The sequence below is a fragment of the Ephemeroptericola cinctiostellae genome, assembly GCF_003339525.1.
Lineage (GTDB): Bacteria > Pseudomonadota > Gammaproteobacteria > Burkholderiales > Burkholderiaceae > Hydromonas > Hydromonas cinctiostellae.
This window is the reverse complement of sequence record NZ_CP031124.1, coordinates 1,917,976-1,934,772: the sequence shown is the minus strand read 5'-3', so window position 1 is coordinate 1,934,772 and position 16,797 is coordinate 1,917,976. Positions and strand designations below refer to the sequence as shown.

Here is a 16,797-nt window from a genome sequence, read left to right as displayed (position 1 = left end):
GGTTGCATGGTTTGATTGTAAGCTTTTCCGTGCATGGAGGATGACTTTTATGCCTTTTATGGTGATTTCTTTTGTGGTTTTTAAAGGGAGGGTCAGTCGGTCATGTGAGCATGACTGGTTTTGGTCGAGTAACCCATGGCATGCGAGATTTTAAATGCGGCGTCTTGCAAGAGTTTGACCCAGACTTCTTGTACCCGCTCGGCGGGGGCGGAGATAGAGAGACCCGCCACCAGCTGATGGTTGTCATCATAAATGCCGGCAGCCATACAGGACACGCCCAGTTCGAGTTCTTCACGATCGCGTGCAACGTGATGTAAACGCACCCAGTCGAGTTCTTTATGCAGTTTTTCAAGTGTGGTGATGCTGTTTTTTGTTTGGCCCTTGAGTTGGGTGCGCGTCGCGTAGGACAGCAAGGCCGTTTTATCGTCTTGTGCGAGGAACAATTTGCCGACCGAAGTCAAATGCAAAGGCGCACGACCCCCAATGGCGCGCACCACTTGCATGCCTGAGCGTTCGGAAAAAGCCCGCTCAATGTAAATGATTTCATCGTTTTGGCGCATCGATAAGTTAATGGTTTGCCGCGTTTGCTGGTGCAAGGTTTTCATGATTGGAAGGGCAACATCGCGGACATTGAGCCGTGCTTTGACGAGGTTGCCGAGTTCAAGCAAGCGCATGCCGAGTTGATAATGACCTGAAGTGGGGCGGTCGATCATGCGGGCAAGCACGAGGTCATTCAGGATGCGGTGTGCTGTGGAAATGTGCAATCCCGTTTGTTCTGCGAGTGACTTGAGGCTCATCGGTTGGTTGTGTCGAGCAAGCACATCGAGCAGCGTGTTGGCGCGCTCAAGTACTTGAATGGCGGGGCGCAACATGGGGGTTGAGGTTTGTTCTTGGTCAAGATAAGGGGTTGTTTGGGTCATGTCAGTGTGTCAGTAACGGGCGTTGTCGTAATAGTTGAGTTGCTCAACGAGGCGTAAATAAAAGTGATAACGGTTTTCGGTGATCGTGCCCGCTTCGATGGCTTCAAGTATGGCACATTGTGGTTCTCGGATATGGGCGCAGTTGTTGAAGCGGCATTTGCCAAGGTGGGGCACAAATTCGGGCATTGCGTGTTGGACTTGCGAATGGGAAAACTGTGCCATGCCGAACTGCTCAAAACCAGGAGAGTCGATGATCTGTGCGGCTTCGCCATCGAAACTGCAATCAAACAAACGGGTGAAAGTGGTCGTGTGTTTGCCGCTGTTGAGCACACTGGATATTTCACGGGTTTTGAGTTGCACGTCAGGAATCAGCGCGTTGATCAGTGATGATTTGCCCATGCCGCTTTGTCCCATGAGCAGGGTGGTTTTGCCCGCGAGGCGTGGAATCAATTCGGCCTTGAGTGATTCGGTGTTTTTTGCCGCGACTTCAATCAGCGGGTAGCCGAGCTTTGGATAGAGTGATAACGTTTCACGGGCGGCATCGAGTTTATCGAGCACGTCGATTTTATTCAAAATAATCAACACGTCAATTTCGGCGACCTCGGCGCAAATCAATGCGCGACCGAGTAACTCTTCTGAAAACGCAGGTTCAGTGGCACAGACGATGGCGACTTGATCGATGTTGGCCGCGAGGTTTTTTTGCTTATTGAATTCTGAACGGTAAAAATGATTCTCGCGGGTGTTGATGGATTCAATGGCCCCTTGATTATCTGAAGTCAAGGTCACATTGACCCAATCACCCACCGCATAGCCTTGTTTTTTGCCGCGTGTGACCAGTTGAATGTAAGCCGTTGCATCGGTGTCGGTGCGTTTATCCAAGGGTAAACCAAGAAACTGATGACCGTAGCTGGCGACGATGCGAAGGACGGTGGTGCTCATGCGGCACCTCGCAATAACGCTTGGATTCGAGCCACGCGAATCAGTGCGGGTGGATGTGAATCATAGAACAACGAGTACAGTGCATCGGTGCCGACAAAGCTGGAGTTTTCTTGATACATGGACACCAGAGCGTTGATGAGGTCTTGACCACTGCTGTTTTTAACTGCAAACGCATCGGCTTGAAATTCATCTTTGCGTGAACCGTTGGAAGCGATGGGTGAAAAAATGAAAGCAAACACGGGCAACACCAAACTGAACAGAATCAATCCAACTGCAAACAATTGAGTGGGTTGCGTGGACAATGCACTTAAAACATCGACGGCATGGTTTAATCCCAGCGCCTCATAAAACCACAATTGACCTGACACATAGCCGAGCAACGCAAACAGAGCCAAGCTCAACGGCAGCATCAAAGCCATGCGTTTGAAGATGTGTTTATGGTGGAAATGTCCCAATTCATGTGCCAACACCGCTTCAATTTGTGATTCACTCAATTGCTTAAGCAATGTGTCAAAAAACACGATGCGTTTATTTGCACCAAAACCAGTGAAATAGGCATTGCCATGCGCGGAGCGACGAGAACCGTCCATGATGAACATGCCATTGCTCTTAAAACCACAGCGTGTGAGCAACGCATCAAGGCGATGTTTTAACTCACCATTCTCAAGTGGGGTGAATGTATTGAACCACGGTGCAATCACTGTTGGATACAGCCATAACATCAACAAATTGAGTCCAATGAATAAACACCAGGCCCACAACCACCACGTGTGCGGTGCAATTTCAATGAACTTGAAAACGCCATACAGCAAGGGGATGCCAATGGAGGCTGACAGCAAGCTATTTTTAATCATGTCCAACAGCCACAACTTCAAGGTCATGCGATTAAAACCAAATGCAGCTTCGATTTTAAACTGAGAAATATAAGCCAAAGGCAGTTCAAGTGCACCGCCGATGAGGCTGAAAATGACCATGAGCATCACGCCGAAATGCAAAGGATGGGCTGTGACATGAGCCAACACCCAATTCGCCAACATCCCCAGACCGCCGCCGAGCGTCCAAAACAACAACACAGCCATCGATACGATTAAGCTGACGCGTCCAAAGCGATGGCGTGCGAGTGCATAATCAGCGGCATACTGGTGTTGCTCAAGGGTGATTTGGGTGTCAAAAGGCGTGGGCACAACGGCACGATGGCGCGCGATATGCCGCATTTGGCGCAAGGACAGCCACCACTTTACGGTAAAATAAGAAAAACACGCGCAGATGAACAACGCTGTGAACATTTGATTCGGACTGTTGAACAACTTGCCCCAAAACTCAACCATTAGACATTCCATTTTTCGGATTATGAAAGATTGCATTATGACAGAAAACACCACACAAAACAAAGTGCCCCGTGACGATAATCGCTTAATTTGGCTCGACATGGAAATGACGGGGTTGAATCCATTGACGGATAAGGTCTTGGAACTCGCGATTGTGGTGACCGATGCCCATTTGAACACCATCGCTGAAGCACCTGTGCTGGTGGTTCACCAGTCAGATGAGGTGTTGGCCGGGATGGATGCATGGAACACCAGTACGCATGGCCGTTCAGGTTTAACTGAGAAAGTGCGTGCATCGACTTTAAGTGAGCAGGATGTTGCAGCGCACATGCTGGATTTTCTAAAAACATACATTGGCCCGAATAAATCCCCCATGTGTGGCAATTCAATTTGCCAAGACCGTCGATTCATGGCTCAACACATGCCCGAACTTGAAAAATACTTCCATTACCGCAATTTGGATGTGTCCACACTCAAAGAGCTGGCACGTCGTTGGCAACCCAAAGTGTATGATGGTTTCAAAAAAGCAACCAAGCATACGGCTTTGGCAGATGTGTATGAGTCAATTGATGAATTGAAACATTATCGAGAGTTTTTATTTGTCAAAACAGTGCATCATGCGGGTTGATCCATTAAAAAAGCATGTGAAAGCCGTTGACTGCCTTGATGCTTAGTGACGTTCACTCGCAGATCGGGTGGATCATCTAATATTGGATTAGATGATCCGTTTGGATAGGATGGCTTGCACATTCTTGGCGAATACCTAAATCTGCCAAATATTGATAACCAGAATCGCAATATCTGGTTATTGTATGTGTATGAATCCTATCCCCAATATCAATCTCGGTGAGGTTTATGACACACGTTATGAGAGTAGCGAGGTGCATTATGAGTGTTTCTCTAAACTTGCGCATTTTTTTGGTCGCAATATGCCTGTACATTGGCACGACCGTTTTTTCCAGATTCATTTTTTGAGTCGTGGGCAGATGCATTTGCAGCTTGATGAAAAGGTTTATAGAGCGCATGCACCATTGTTTGTCATGACACCGCCATCGGTGCCTCACGCTTTTGTGACAGGTGATGATGCCGAGGGTCATGTGCTGACGGTGACGCAAAATTGGATTTGGCCTCTTTTGACACAGCTTTATCCAGGTCAAAAACAGGAGGTTGTGGCGCGAGCGGCTTGTATTGAACTATGCCCTCTGTCTGATGAGGCGCTTGCGTTGGAGCGCCTTTGGTTGCTGATGGCATACGAGGCAAGTGAGGTTAATGCACTGAAAATGGGTGTGAGCGAGGCGATGAGGGCACTAACGCAGTTGCTGTGGATAGATATGCACCGTTTAATGGGGCAAGGGGCCGAAGAAATAGCATTACCACGGGTGGATGTGCGTTTATTTCGTCAGTTTAATCAGTTGGTTGAGCGTGATTTTATGACCCACGAATCTTTAAAGCATTATGCGGAGCACATGAGCATCACAGAAGCGCGGCTTAATGATGTCTGCCAACGTATTTCTGGAATGAGCCCCAAGGCCTTGATTCATGACCGTTTGTTGCGGGAATGCAAGCAAATGTTATTGTATTCTCCGTTGTCAATTCAAGAGCTTGCGTATCACTTGGGTTTTAAAGATCCTTCATACTTTTCGCGGTTTTTCAGTAAATCGGCGCGAGTCTCGCCCAGTGTGTTTCGTGAAAACAAACGTTCATTGGGATAAAAAATCCCGATAAAAATCCACAAATGCGCGTGCTTTGGTGGAGAGGTGCCGTCCTGGTGGATGGACGGCAAACATTCCCGCGTTTGGCAAAACATATTCGGGTAATACTTCGATCAATTGCCCAGTCGCCAAGTGTTCTCGCACGCTGGGTTCATCAATAATCGAAATCCCCATGTCTTGAGCCAACAGAGCCACCAATGCGGCTGTGGTGTCCACACGTATGCGGCTTTGCATCTGTACGGTTTGTTTGTGATGGTTGTGCTGAAAAACCCATGTCAATGGTGCGGATAGCAAACTGAGTGCAAGCCAATGATGTTGTGTGAGGTCTTCGGGGGTTTGTGGTGTGCCGTGTATATTAAGATAAGCTGGAGAGGCAATGACACATTGGCGCACATCGGACAGTTTGGTGGCGCGTTGGCTGCTGTCTTTGAGCCAACCGACACGGATGGATAAGTCAATGCCGTCTTTGACCATGTCAAGTACACGGTCGGTGGAGCGGATGTCAAATTGTAAATGTTGATGCAGCTGCGAAAATTGTGCTATTGCAGGTGCGAGTGACTGCCCGACCAATTCGGGGGTTGCACTGATGCGCATAACGCCGCTTAGTGTGGGATTGGGTGTGAGCGTGTTGTGTATGAGTTGATTCAACTCATCGAGCAACGGTAAACAACCATCGTACAGCGTACGACCTTCTTCGGTGAGCGTGACTTGTCGGGTGGTTCGGCGTAAAAGCGTCATGCCGAGTTGGGCCTCCAGTCGCGCGATGTGAATGCTGATTTTGGCTTTTGCAACACCCAGTCGCTCTGAGGCTGCGGTAAAACTGCCCGCATCGACGACGGCGATAAAAGTATAAAGCGGGTTGAGGTCAAGTGGTTTCATCGTTGTTGACAGTGGTTTATTGATAACAAATTCTAAAAAGTAATTTGTCGATTGTACCATTTATCTAATCAATTGTTTTGCTTATGATGGTGTCTGTGCAATGTGCATGAAACCCATTTAAGGAAAACCATGTTTAATAAAACCATTTTAGCTGTTGCCTTTAGCCTTGCTGCCTGGAGTGCACACGCCCAAGAACATCCATCCACTTTTATCCCCGCAGGTGGCTACGCTTCGACCACAGGTGCTCAATACATTGAGCCGTCCATCAGTAAAGCGATTCAACCCACGCAAAAAATCAGCAAGTTGACCGAGCGTAATTTCGCAGGCGACACCGTGGTACAAAAACTCTCCGAGCACACGTATTGGGCGCAAACTGGGTTTTACAATGTGGTCTTTTATGTGGGTAAAGATGGGGTTCTGCTGATTGACGCGTTGTCCGATGGTTCGGGTGCTGCGATTCTCAAAGCGATTGCCAGCGTTACGGATAAACCTGTCACGACTTTGGTGTATTCACATGGCCACGCCGATCACATTGGCGATGCACCATTGTTTGTGGAGTCGGCAAAGGCAGCGGGTAGGACCTTGCGGATTGTTTCGACGGACAAGACCGCTGAGAAGTTAGCGTATCTTAAATCAACTTTGCCCAAGCCGACTGAAACGGTCGCCTTCAATAACGGTGAGTTTAAGTTCGAAGACCTCACCGTTCGTGCGATGGGCTTTGAGCATCCAGCGCATACAGATGATTCGGCCGCATGGTTGCTGGTACAAGAAAAAGTCATTCACGCCCCAGATATTGCCAATCCTGATCAAATGCCGTACTTGGCTTTTGGTGGTTCAGAAAACTACACTTATTTACCTGGCAATTTGCAATACATTGCAAACGCAGACTGGACAGTTTTTTCAGGCGGGCATGGTAACGTCGGCGCTCGTGCAGACATCGCGTTTATGCAGTCTTATACCCAAGATTTAGAAGCCGCCACAGGCAACGCTTTGGCCAAAGTCGATGCAGGTCAATACTTTAAACCTGAATTTAACAACCACCAAGCATCGGCACATGCATGGCATGAAGCGGTGATTGAACATGCGATGAAGCTGTTGCGCCCGAAATTCGGCCATTATTATGGCTTTGAGGCTTCTGTACCTAATCAACTGGACTTGGTTTTGGAAACCTTGACGTCATACAAATAAGGAGTTGCTGATGTTATCGAGCAAAACGTTTCGCTTTGATTATCCCAATAGCTTGAGCTATCGATTGCACATCCAAAATGGAACCCAACTCAATTGGGAGTGCCTGGCTGGTGACGACAAAGGTCGCACAGGTACGGAAACGTATCAAATGAGTCAGGTCGGTGAGCAACAGTATTTTTTAAGCTGGCTGGAGCAGGATGACATTGCGGTTGCTGAATTGCTGGATTTGAATGCATGCAAAGTGTACGCACAGATCCTCATCCCCACATCGCTCATGGGTGCTGAGCACGCAGAACAATTGCACTTTGTCGGCGATGTGACGGTGCTTTGATTTTCCATGAAAAGTACCCGCATTTGTCTGTAAGTTGAATTCAGTTTTGCATCAACTGCTGATTAAATAACACCCATGCATTCACTGTGTATGGGTGTTTTTTTAATCAAAAGGAGATGAACTATGAGCAAAAAACCAGAAGATTTTCGGGCGGACAATAAGCGTCCTTTTACTGGTGCGGAGTTTTTGGCCAGTTTAAATGATGGGCGTGAGATTTATATTTATGGTGAGCGTGTGGAGAATGTGACAACACATCCCGCATTCCGCAATTCTGCGGCATCCATGGCCAAACTATACGATGACTTGCATGACCCCACCACCAAAGACGAGTTGTGCTGGGAAACAGATACAGGCAACGGCGGTTACACCCATAAGTTTTTCCGCATGGCGCGCTCGGCGGATGAACTGCGTCAACAACGCGACGCCATTGCCGCATGGTCTCGTGGCAGCTATGGCTGGATGGGGCGAACGCCAGATTATAAAGCGGCATTTGGTAACGTATTGGGTGCAAATCCAGAGTTTTACGGCAAGTTTTCAGACAATGCACGTCGGTGGTACAAACGCTTGCAAGAGTCGTGTTTATACATGAATCACGCGATAGTCAACCCACCGATTGACCGCGACAAACCTGCTGACCAAGTGAAAGATGTTTACATCTCGGTGCAGCGCGAAACCGATGAAGGGATTTATGTCAGCGGTGCGAAGGTTGTGGCGACCAACTCGGCGCTGACCCATTACAACTTCATCGGTCAAGGCTCGGCACAGGTTTTGGGGGACAACACAGACTTTGCCTTGATGTTTATTGCCTCGATGAATGCATCCGGTTTGAAATTGATTTGCCGTCAATCGTATGAGTTGATTGCCGCAGCTACGGGTTCGCCATTTGACTATCCGTTGTCAAGCCGTTTTGATGAAAATGATGCGATTTTGGTCATGGACAATGTGTTTGTCCCGTGGGAAGACGTCTTGATTTATCGTGATTTTGAACGCTGTAAACAATGGTTTGTCAAAGGCGGTTTTGGTCGCTTATTTCCGATGCAAGGGTGTACGCGCTTGGCAGTCAAGTTGGACTTCATCGCGGGCTTGATGCAAAAGGCAGTGGAGTGCACGGGTGCCAAAGATTTTCGCGGCGTGCAAGCCATGGTAGGCGAAGTGGTTGGCTGGCGCAATACATTTTGGGCGCTGACTGATGCGATGTATGGCAACTCATATGAGTGGGAAGGCGGCGCCATTATGCCAAACCTCGAAGCCATGCAAGCGTATCGCGTACTCGCCCCAGTGGCCTATCCGCAAATCAAAAATTTGATTGAAAACTGTGTCGCCAGCGGGTTGATATATTTGCCGTCCAGTGCGTTGGACTTTGCCAATCCTGATATCGATAAATACTTGGCGCAATACGTGCGTGGCTCCGATGGAATTGATTACAAACAACGCATCAAAATTCTCAAACTGTTGTGGGATGCGATTGGCACGGAGTTTGGTGGTCGTCATGAGTTGTATGAGATTAATTACGCGGGCAGTGCAGAAGAGGTGCGTATGCAATGCTTGCGCAATGCCTATAGCTCGGGCGTCATGCCTGCTGCCATTGCGCTGGTGGATAAGTGTTTGTCTGATTACGATGAAAATGGCTGGACGGTTCCTCATTTGAAATCAGGTGAAGATGTGAGCGTACATGGGCGTTTATTCAAATAATCCTTAAGACAAGCACAGCCCAACTTATGGAAACACGGAACAGTAAAAACCAATTTTCCTGTGTTTCCATCATTATAAAACTGGAGATTTATCATGCAAGACATGTATGAAGCACTACAAAAACAGTTCCGCGAAAGTATGGCGCGACTTGGCTCATCGGTTTGTATCGTCACCACAAAAGGCGATGCGGGCTTATGTGGCATGACCGTTTCGGCGGTCTGCTCGGTCACCGATACTCCTGCTACGGTCATGGTATGCATCAACCGCAAGAGTGCGATGAATGCGGTGTTTAAAGCCAATGGGCATATGGGTATTAATGTGCTCAATGCACAGCAAAAAGATGTGGCCATGCAGTTCTCTGGAAAAACTGATTTTACCATGGAGCAACGCTTTGCCAGTGATGATTGGGAGCACAGCACTCGTCTACCACGCCTCAAAAATGCCGCGGCCACGCTCAATGGTGACATCATCCAAACAGTTGAAATGGGCACCCACACGATATTTTTTGTCACCATTGCTCGAATCTATTTGGATGAAAACCCGAGTGCATTGGTTTACTTCAATCGACAGTTTCACGAGTTGGCTTAATTTGAAAATCTTTGCGCATTTTTGATAACGCTCAAATCAAACTCAACCCTATACTGCATTCCATACTTTCACGTTTCTTACGGAGAACCCCATGCAATATCCACAGCTTAAATTGTTTATTAATGGTCAATGGCTCGATGCGGGCAGTGGTGGGACACGCGACTTGAACAGTCCATTGGATGAATCTTTGCTCACGCAGATTCCACTGGCAGGACCTGTTGAACTTAATTTGGCTGCAGAATCAGTACATCGCGGCTTTGCGATATGGAAGAAAAAAAATGCCCATGAGCGTTATATCATTTTACGCAAAGCGGCCGATTTGATGCGTGAGCGTTCGAAAGAAATTGGCGAGGTGTTGACCATGGAGCAGGGCAAGCCATTGAATGAATCCATTCGTGAAATCACATTGGCAGCAGACATCACTGATTTTCAGGCCGAAGAAGCCAAACGCTTGTATGGTCGTGATGTCCCCACGCGCTTGCCCAATATCATTTCTCAAAACGTGATTCGTCAGCCGATTGGTCCTGTGGCCGCATTTGCCCCATGGAATTTTCCTGTGAATTTAACCGTGCGCAAAATGGCCAGTGCCTTGGCCGCAGGCTGCTCGGTCATCGTGCGTCCTGATATTCAAACGCCCGGTTGCGCCATGTTGGTGGTGCAGTGTTTCCTTGATGCAGGTGTTCCTGCTGATGCATTGAATTTTGTCATCGGTAAGCCATCCGAAGTGTCGGACGTGCTGATTAATAATCCATTGATTCGTAAGGTTTCGTTTACAGGGTCAGTGCCGATTGGTAAGGTTTTGGGCGAGCAATGTGCACGTTTGGTGAAACACTTCACCTCTGAACTGGGTGGGCATTCTGCTGTGATTGTTTGCGAGGATGCGGATATCCCCTACACCATTGCGGCCTCTGTCACGGGCAAATTTCGCAATGCGGGGCAAATCTGCACCTGCCCGACGCGTTGGTTTATTCATGAGTCAAAATTTGATGCTTGGGTTGCCGAGTTTGTCGAGAAGACCAAACAAATTAAATTGGGCTCGGGTATGGACAAAGACACCGAAATGGGACCGCTGGCGATGAAACGTCGTTTGGAGACGATGCAGGAGTTGGTAGATGATGCCGTGGCCAAGGGTGCAACCGTGTTGACGGGCGGTCATCGCGTGGGTGATAAGGGCTGGTTTTTTGCCCCGACTGTGGTCACGAATGTGCCGGCAGATGCGCGTTTGGCTTATGACGAGCCATTTGGCCCGATTGCGATTGTCGAAAAATACAGCGATTTGAATGAAGCAATTGAAAAAGCCAACTCATTGCCTTATGCGCTTGCTGCGTATGCGTTTACAACCGATGCGATGAAGCAACATGTTTTAGGGCAAGAGTTAGAGGCAGGTATGGTGGGTATCAACCACTTTGGTGTGTCGCAACCCGAAACCCCGTTTGGTGGTTGGAAAGAAAGCGGCATTGGTCAAGAGATGGGTGCTGAAGGGATTTTGCCTTACACCGAGGTGAAGCTGATTTCGGTGTCCACGCCTAATGGAAAACCACTATAAATACTGGAGCAATAAATGTCAGATTACGCAGATTTTATCAATGAAAACAACGCCAAGTTTTTTTGGCAGCCGATGGAAAACCCACAAAATGCAGTTAAGAAACGCCCAGACGTGATTGCTAAAGGTGAAGGCTGTTGGATTTGGGATATTAACGGACACAAAACGTTTGATGCAGTGGCAGGCTTATGGAGTTCCAACCTTGGGCACAGCAATCAACGCATCCGTAATGCGATTGTCGAGCAACTCGATACCTTACCGTTTTACAACTCATTCCGCGGCAACACCAATAACAAAGCGGTTGAGTTATCGGTTGAGTTAACCAAACTCATGCAGCCTGATGATGTGCAATCCGTTGTTTTCTGCAATGGTGGCTCGGATGCGGTGGAAACCGCGCTCAAACTGGCACGCCAATATTGGAAGCTGCAAAATCAAGGTGATAGAACCAAATTCATCAGCCTCAAACAAGGTTATCACGGTACACATTTTGGCGGCGCAAGTGTCAACGGCAACATCAATTTTCGTCGCATGTATGAACCGCTTTTGCCAGGGTGTTTTCATGTCGAAACGCCATGGCTATACCGCAATGCCTTTGGTCTTGATGACCCCATTGAGTTGGGCAAGCAATGCGCCGTGATGTTGGAGCGTGAAATTATTTTTCAAGGTCCAGACACGATTGCCGCGTTCATTGCCGAGCCTGTACAAGGTGCGGGTGGTGTGATTGTGCCTCCAGAAAACTACTGGCCGTTGGTTCGTGAAATTTGTGATAAGTACGGCATTTTACTCATTGCCGATGAAGTGATCACGGGTTTTGGCCGTGCAGGTGAAATGTTTGGCACACGGTTATGGAATGTCAAAGCGGATTTGTGGTGTTTGGCGAAAGGTATTTCGGCAGGGTACTTGCCACTGGGTGCAACAGCCGTGGGACGTAAGGTGTTTGATGTGTTTATGAACGATACATCTGGGCGTGGTTCGATTGGTCATGGGTATACCTACAGCGGTCATCCTGTGGCAGCGGCAGCGGCTTTGGAAACATTTAAAGTCATGGCTGATGAAAACATTGTGGGCAATGTCAAAACTGTGGGGGCGCATTTTAATAAGCGGTTGCAAGAGTTCAAGAAATACGATTGCGTTGGTGATGTGCGCGGTATTGGTTTGATGGTGGCATTGGAGCTGGTGGAAGACAAAGCGAAAAAAACCACACTGTCCAAAAGCAACAATCTTTTGAGTCGTTTGGCGCGCAATGCCTATGAGCGCGGCCTCACGGTGCGTACTTCGGGTGCAAATATGATTTTGTCCCCCCCATTGATTGCAACCATGACAGACATTGATTACATCGTTGATACGCTGCATGCAGCGTTTGCAGAAATTGCATAACGTCAACCACCACTAGATCCGCTCACCACGAAGGGACACAAAAATGGCAAAAGCGAATCCCACGATATTGCTCATTGGTACCGCCGACACCAAAATGGACGAATTGCGCTTTATTCAACATTGTATTGACGGATTGTATGGTAAGCACATCCTCATGGATGTGGGGGTGCTCGAAGGTGCTACAGGCGTGGATATTTCAAACAATCAGGTCGCGGCAGCAGCAGGGGTGGACATTCCCAGCATCATCGCTTACCACGATGAAAATGCCGCCATGAGTGCAATGGCGCTCGGTGCATCACGACTGGCCGCCGAGTTATACGCTCAAGGCTCGATAGATGGTTTGTTGGTGTTGGGTGGCACGATGGGGACGGATTTGGCTTTGGATGTTGCCAGTGCATTGCCGCTGGGCATTCCCAAAGTGGTTTTATCCACCGTCTCATACTCGCCACTCATCCCGACCGACCGCATTCCGCCTGATTTGACCATGATTTTATGGGCAGGTGGTTTGTATGGTTTGAACAGTTTGTGCAAAGCGACGTTATCACAAGCAGCAGGCGCGGTGGTGGGTGCGGCACAAGCAGCACTGATTCCGACATTTGATAAGCCCATTATTGGCATGACATCTTTGGGCAAAACCTGTTTGAAGTATATGGTCAAACTCAAACCTGCACTTGAACAACGTGGATTTGAAGTGGCGGTGTTTCACACCACAGGTATGGGCGGGCGGGCATTTGAAGGATTGGCTGCGCAAGGGGTGTTTTCGGCAGTGATGGATTTCAGCTTACAGGAATTGTCTAATTTATTGGGTGGTTCGGCGGTGCATGCGGGTGAGACGCGTTTGCTCGGTGCGGGGCTGTCAGGTACACCGCAAATCGTCGCTCCAGGTGCGATTGACATGATCGACATGCCCACATGGGCACCTGTGCCTGACGCACTCAAAGAGGTGGACATCCGTACGCATAATCGTCTCATCAGTTGTGCTGCATCGCCAGAGCCGATGCGTCGTTTGGTCGCCCGTGAGATTGTTGCGAGAATGTCGCAATCGACTGCGCCCAGCTGTTTTATCTTGCCCAAACAAGGTGTGCAGGCATGGGATAAGGCGGGCGAAGAGTTGTGCGATGAGTCGGGCAAAGCTGCATTTAACGATGAATTGATTGCATCTGCAGCGGGCAAAATTGATGTCATTGAGCTCGATGCTCACATCAATGATGATGCTTTTGTGGACGCGGTGTTGGCGGTGTTTGACGACTGGTTGGCGCGTGGATTGATTAAAGTAAAAGGAGCAGCCGCATGAAAGCCTTGGTACTGGATTTTGGTGGCGTAATCAGTCGCACTTTATTTGAAACCCATGATTTAACTGAGGTGGCATTGAACCTGCCTCGCGGCACACTGACATGGCAAGGGCCGTTTGACCCCGCCAATGATATTTTATGGACAGACATGCAGGCCGACAAAATCACAGAGCGCGATTACTGGATGGCACGCACGACCCAAGTGGGTGAGCTGATTGGGCAAAACTGGACAATGATGGAAGAGTTTGTCCAAGCCGCTCGTGGAGCCGAGCCTGAACTCATTATTCGCCCAGAAGCAGTTGCAGCCATTCAGGCGGCTAAAGCAGCAGGGTGTCGGTTGGCGATTCTATCGAATGAATTGGATTTGTTTTACGGTCAAGATTTTAGTAAGCGATTGCCACTCCTCAAAGCTTTTGACGTGGTGGTTGATGCGACGTACACACACATTTTAAAGCCAGATGCGCGCGCTTATGCCACGTGTATTGAGGCGTTGGGTATCGAGGCGAATGATTGTATTTTTGTCGATGATCAACTGCGCAACATCAAAGGTGGTCTTGCGGCGGGGATGCAATGTGTGCATTTTGACGTGATGCAGCCGAAAAAATCTTATGCCGATGCGTTGAGTTTATTGGGTGTGGCTTTACCTACGGCGCTTGAGTAGCAACGGTATCAACCAAAAGTGTGGGCTTAGTAAGCAATGAAAAAGTCCTCACGCAATAAATGAACAAAGAGAAAAAAATGGAATTAAACACACAACACATCAAAGACTTATACGCCATCGAGCAAACCCGCTTTGAACAAACCCATCAAAAGTCCAAAGCCAAATGGGAAGCTGGCCGTAAAAACTTCTTATATGGTGGTCCATCACACTGGATGCGCCGTTGGGTCGGTGGATGGCCTGCTTATATCAGTAAAGATTCTGACAATGGCTACGGCGTCAAGTTGACCGACATTGACGGTAATACCTATGTGGACTTCTGTTTGGGGGATTCAGGTGGCATGTATGGCCATGGTCACCCCAAAGTGGTTGAAGCCATGGTGCGACAAGCGAGTATTGCCAGCACGATGATGTTACCCAATGAAGATGCCGAATGGGTGGGAGCGGAGTTGGAGCGACGCTTTGGTTTGCCTTACTGGACATTCACCACTTCAGCCACCGATGCGAACCGCGCGTGTATTCGCTTGGCTCGGATGGTGACGGGACGTAAAAAAGTATTGGTGTTTTCGGGCTGTTATCACGGCACGGTCGAGGAAGCGCACGTGGAGCTGAATGAAAACGGTGACGTGCAAATGCGCAATGGCATTTATCACAATGATTTCCCGCATGCCGAGTTGTCGGCTGTCGTTGAGTTTAACGACATTCCAGCGCTTGAAGCGGCTTTGCGCACAGGCGATGTGGCTTGCGTTTTGGCTGAGCCAATGATGACCAACTTCGGCATGATTGAGCCAATAACGGGTTTCCACGATGCCTTACGCCAACTGACGCGCGAGACAGGTACGTTGTTGATTATTGATGAAACCCATACTTTTTCCAATGGTTATGGCGGCTACACCGCCGAGCATGGTTTGGAGCCAGATTTTTTTGTGGTGGGGAAATCGATTGCGGGTGGGATCCCCGCGGCGGTGTTTGGCGCCACGCAATCTGTGGCAGAGCGAATTTGGCAAGCCTTGCCTAAAGTACCGCCGACAGTGCGTCAATCTGCCCATGCAGGTTTTGGTGGTACGTTGGCGGGCAATGCGCTAACCGTGTCGGTCATGAAAACAGTGTTGTCGGAAGTGTTAACCAAAGAAAACTTCGCGCAGATGGTTGCGCTGGCCAGTGAATTGGCACAAGGCGTTAAAGACACGATAGCGGCGCATGGTTTGCCATGGCATGTCATGCAAGTGGGCGCACGTGTGGAGATTTTGTTTTCACCAGATGCACCGCGCAATGCACCTGATGTGCGTGCGGGACGCAATGGTGATTTGGATACCTTGCTGCATTTGTATTTACTGAATCGTGGTGTATTGATTACGCCTTTTCACAACATGATGTTGATGTCGCCAGGCACCACTTCAGAAGATGTGAAAAAGCATCACACCGCTTTTGCGCAATTTGCTGCCGAGGTGACTGCAAAATGATAGGCAACCTCAATTCCCCATGGCAACTGAACGGTAAGGTGGCACTGGTTACGGGCGGTGGACGTGGCATTGGTGCGGCAATTTGTGAGGTGTTGGCATTCGCGGGCGCTTTTGTCGTGGTGGTCAATCGAACGGCTGAAGTAGGAGAACAAGTGGCGCAAAGCATCCGCTCTATGGGTGGACAAGCGATTGCGATTGCTGCAGATATTGGTGTGCGCAGTGAGGTCGATAGGGTTGTGCTTCAGGCGGTACAAAAATATGGTCGGCTCGACATTGTGGTGCACAACGCAGCCGTTTGCCCATGGGAAATGATTGAGAATGTGTCGGATGAGCAAATTGAGCACACCTTGACGGTGAATTTACAGGCGGCGTTTTGGCTGACTAAAGCCGCTTTGCCCCATTGGCGCGTCGCAGGGAAAGGACGGTTGCTGTTCACTTCATCAGTAACAGGTCCACGAGTTGCGATGCCTGGCAGTGCGCATTATGCGGCCAGTAAAGCAGGTTTGAATGGTTTTATCCGCACAGCAGCGATGGAGCTGGCCAAAGACAAGGTGACCGTGAATGGTGTGGAGCCCGGCTATATCGCTAAAGTCGGCGGATCACTGTTGAGTGATCCAGAAAAGGCGGCTCGAATTAAGCAATACATTCCACTGGGTGATTTGGGCAAGCCAGAGGACATTGCCAACGCCATGTTGTTTCTGGCTTCTGAATCGGCACGTTACATCACGGGACAAACGATTGTGGTTGATGGTGGCTCAACCTTACCTGAAAGCCCATTTTTTCTTGAAGAGTAGAAAAAGAATTGTAAGGCCAGCAATGTTTGCCTTATCAAAAATAGAGATTGGTGCAGCCAACAGAAAAGAAGGAGGTGCGTGTTTTTATAGGGC

At 48.8% G+C, this 16,797-nt stretch carries 16 protein-coding genes; 12 read left to right on the top strand and 4 right to left on the bottom strand.

The genetic code is table 11. The features are described 5' to 3' along the window. Positions 1-92 precede the first annotated feature (92 nt). Genes DTO96_RS08700 through DTO96_RS08690 form a run of 3 tightly spaced genes read right to left on the bottom strand, consistent with a single transcriptional unit; the run spans position 93 to position 3,187 of the window. Positions 93-920, bottom strand: a complete 828-nt coding sequence (locus tag DTO96_RS08700) for an IclR family transcriptional regulator (RefSeq protein WP_225972471.1) — start codon at positions 918-920, stop codon at positions 93-95. Positions 921-929: 9 nt separating this feature from the next. Continuing rightward, positions 930-1,859, bottom strand: coding sequence for a ribosome small subunit-dependent GTPase A (gene rsgA / locus DTO96_RS08695; RefSeq protein ID WP_114563134.1), 930 nt, complete (start codon positions 1,857-1,859; stop codon positions 930-932). Further along, on the bottom strand, positions 1,856-3,187 hold the full coding sequence (locus DTO96_RS08690; RefSeq protein WP_225972470.1) for a M48 family metallopeptidase: 1,332 nt from the start codon (positions 3,185-3,187) through the stop codon (positions 1,856-1,858). Before DTO96_RS08690 ends, rsgA begins: the two co-directional genes overlap by 4 nt. A 37-nt stretch (positions 3,188-3,224) precedes the next feature. Here DTO96_RS08690 and orn point away from each other — a divergent pair, with 37 nt between their 5' ends. Together orn and hpaA are read left to right on the top strand one after the other, a co-directional pair. Then, entirely contained in the window at positions 3,225-3,815 is a 591-nt protein-coding gene (orn, locus tag DTO96_RS08685) for an oligoribonuclease (protein WP_114563133.1), read from the top strand. Between the two features lie 190 nt (positions 3,816-4,005). Continuing rightward, positions 4,006-4,899 (top strand): 4-hydroxyphenylacetate catabolism regulatory protein HpaA, encoded by an 894-nt coding sequence (gene hpaA, locus DTO96_RS08680; protein WP_225972469.1) that lies wholly within the window; start codon positions 4,006-4,008, stop codon positions 4,897-4,899. On the opposite strand, the gene DTO96_RS08675 is transcribed toward hpaA, so the two are convergent. Then, positions 4,888-5,838, bottom strand: a complete 951-nt coding sequence (locus DTO96_RS08675) for a LysR family transcriptional regulator (RefSeq protein WP_114563131.1) — start codon at positions 5,836-5,838, stop codon at positions 4,888-4,890. The genes hpaA and DTO96_RS08675 overlap by 12 nt on opposite strands. A 69-nt stretch (positions 5,839-5,907) precedes the next feature. Here DTO96_RS08675 and DTO96_RS08670 point away from each other — a divergent pair, with 69 nt between their 5' ends. The 10 genes from DTO96_RS08670 (at position 5,908) to DTO96_RS08625 (ending at position 16,704) form a co-directional block, all read left to right on the top strand. Then, the gene (locus tag DTO96_RS08670; RefSeq protein WP_114563130.1) at positions 5,908-6,966 is read left to right on the top strand and encodes an MBL fold metallo-hydrolase; all 1,059 of its coding nucleotides are present in this window, start codon (positions 5,908-5,910) and stop codon (positions 6,964-6,966) included. 10 nt (positions 6,967-6,976) lie between these two features. Then, on the top strand, positions 6,977-7,297 hold the full coding sequence (locus DTO96_RS08665; RefSeq protein WP_114563129.1) for a MoaF-related domain-containing protein: 321 nt from the start codon (positions 6,977-6,979) through the stop codon (positions 7,295-7,297). Between the two features lie 123 nt (positions 7,298-7,420). Then, positions 7,421-8,989, top strand: coding sequence for a 4-hydroxyphenylacetate 3-monooxygenase, oxygenase component (gene hpaB, locus DTO96_RS08660; protein ID WP_114563128.1), 1,569 nt, complete (start codon positions 7,421-7,423; stop codon positions 8,987-8,989). Between the two features lie 93 nt (positions 8,990-9,082). Continuing rightward, the gene (locus DTO96_RS08655) at positions 9,083-9,577 is read left to right on the top strand and encodes a flavin reductase (protein WP_225972468.1); all 495 of its coding nucleotides are present in this window, start codon (positions 9,083-9,085) and stop codon (positions 9,575-9,577) included. Positions 9,578-9,668: 91 nt separating this feature from the next. Further along, positions 9,669-11,123, top strand: a complete 1,455-nt coding sequence (locus tag DTO96_RS08650; protein ID WP_114563127.1) for an NAD-dependent succinate-semialdehyde dehydrogenase — start codon at positions 9,669-9,671, stop codon at positions 11,121-11,123. Positions 11,124-11,138: 15 nt separating this feature from the next. Further along, the gene (locus DTO96_RS08645) at positions 11,139-12,497 is read left to right on the top strand and encodes an aminotransferase class III-fold pyridoxal phosphate-dependent enzyme (RefSeq protein ID WP_114563126.1); all 1,359 of its coding nucleotides are present in this window, start codon (positions 11,139-11,141) and stop codon (positions 12,495-12,497) included. 43 nt (positions 12,498-12,540) lie between these two features. Further along, positions 12,541-13,791, top strand: a complete 1,251-nt coding sequence (locus DTO96_RS08640; protein WP_114563125.1) for a Tm-1-like ATP-binding domain-containing protein — start codon at positions 12,541-12,543, stop codon at positions 13,789-13,791. Beyond that, complete coding sequence (locus DTO96_RS08635) at positions 13,788-14,450, top strand: HAD-IA family hydrolase (protein ID WP_114563124.1); 663 nt, start codon at positions 13,788-13,790, stop codon at positions 14,448-14,450. Before DTO96_RS08640 ends, DTO96_RS08635 begins: the two co-directional genes overlap by 4 nt. A gap of 77 nt (positions 14,451-14,527) precedes the next feature. Further along, complete coding sequence (locus DTO96_RS08630) at positions 14,528-15,910, top strand: transaminase (protein WP_114563123.1); 1,383 nt, start codon at positions 14,528-14,530, stop codon at positions 15,908-15,910. After that, a complete protein-coding gene (locus DTO96_RS08625) occupies positions 15,907-16,704 on the top strand; it encodes an SDR family oxidoreductase (RefSeq protein ID WP_114563122.1) in 798 nt (265 codons plus the stop codon). The genes DTO96_RS08630 and DTO96_RS08625 overlap by 4 nt, the downstream gene beginning before the upstream one ends. Positions 16,705-16,797 lie beyond the last annotated feature (93 nt).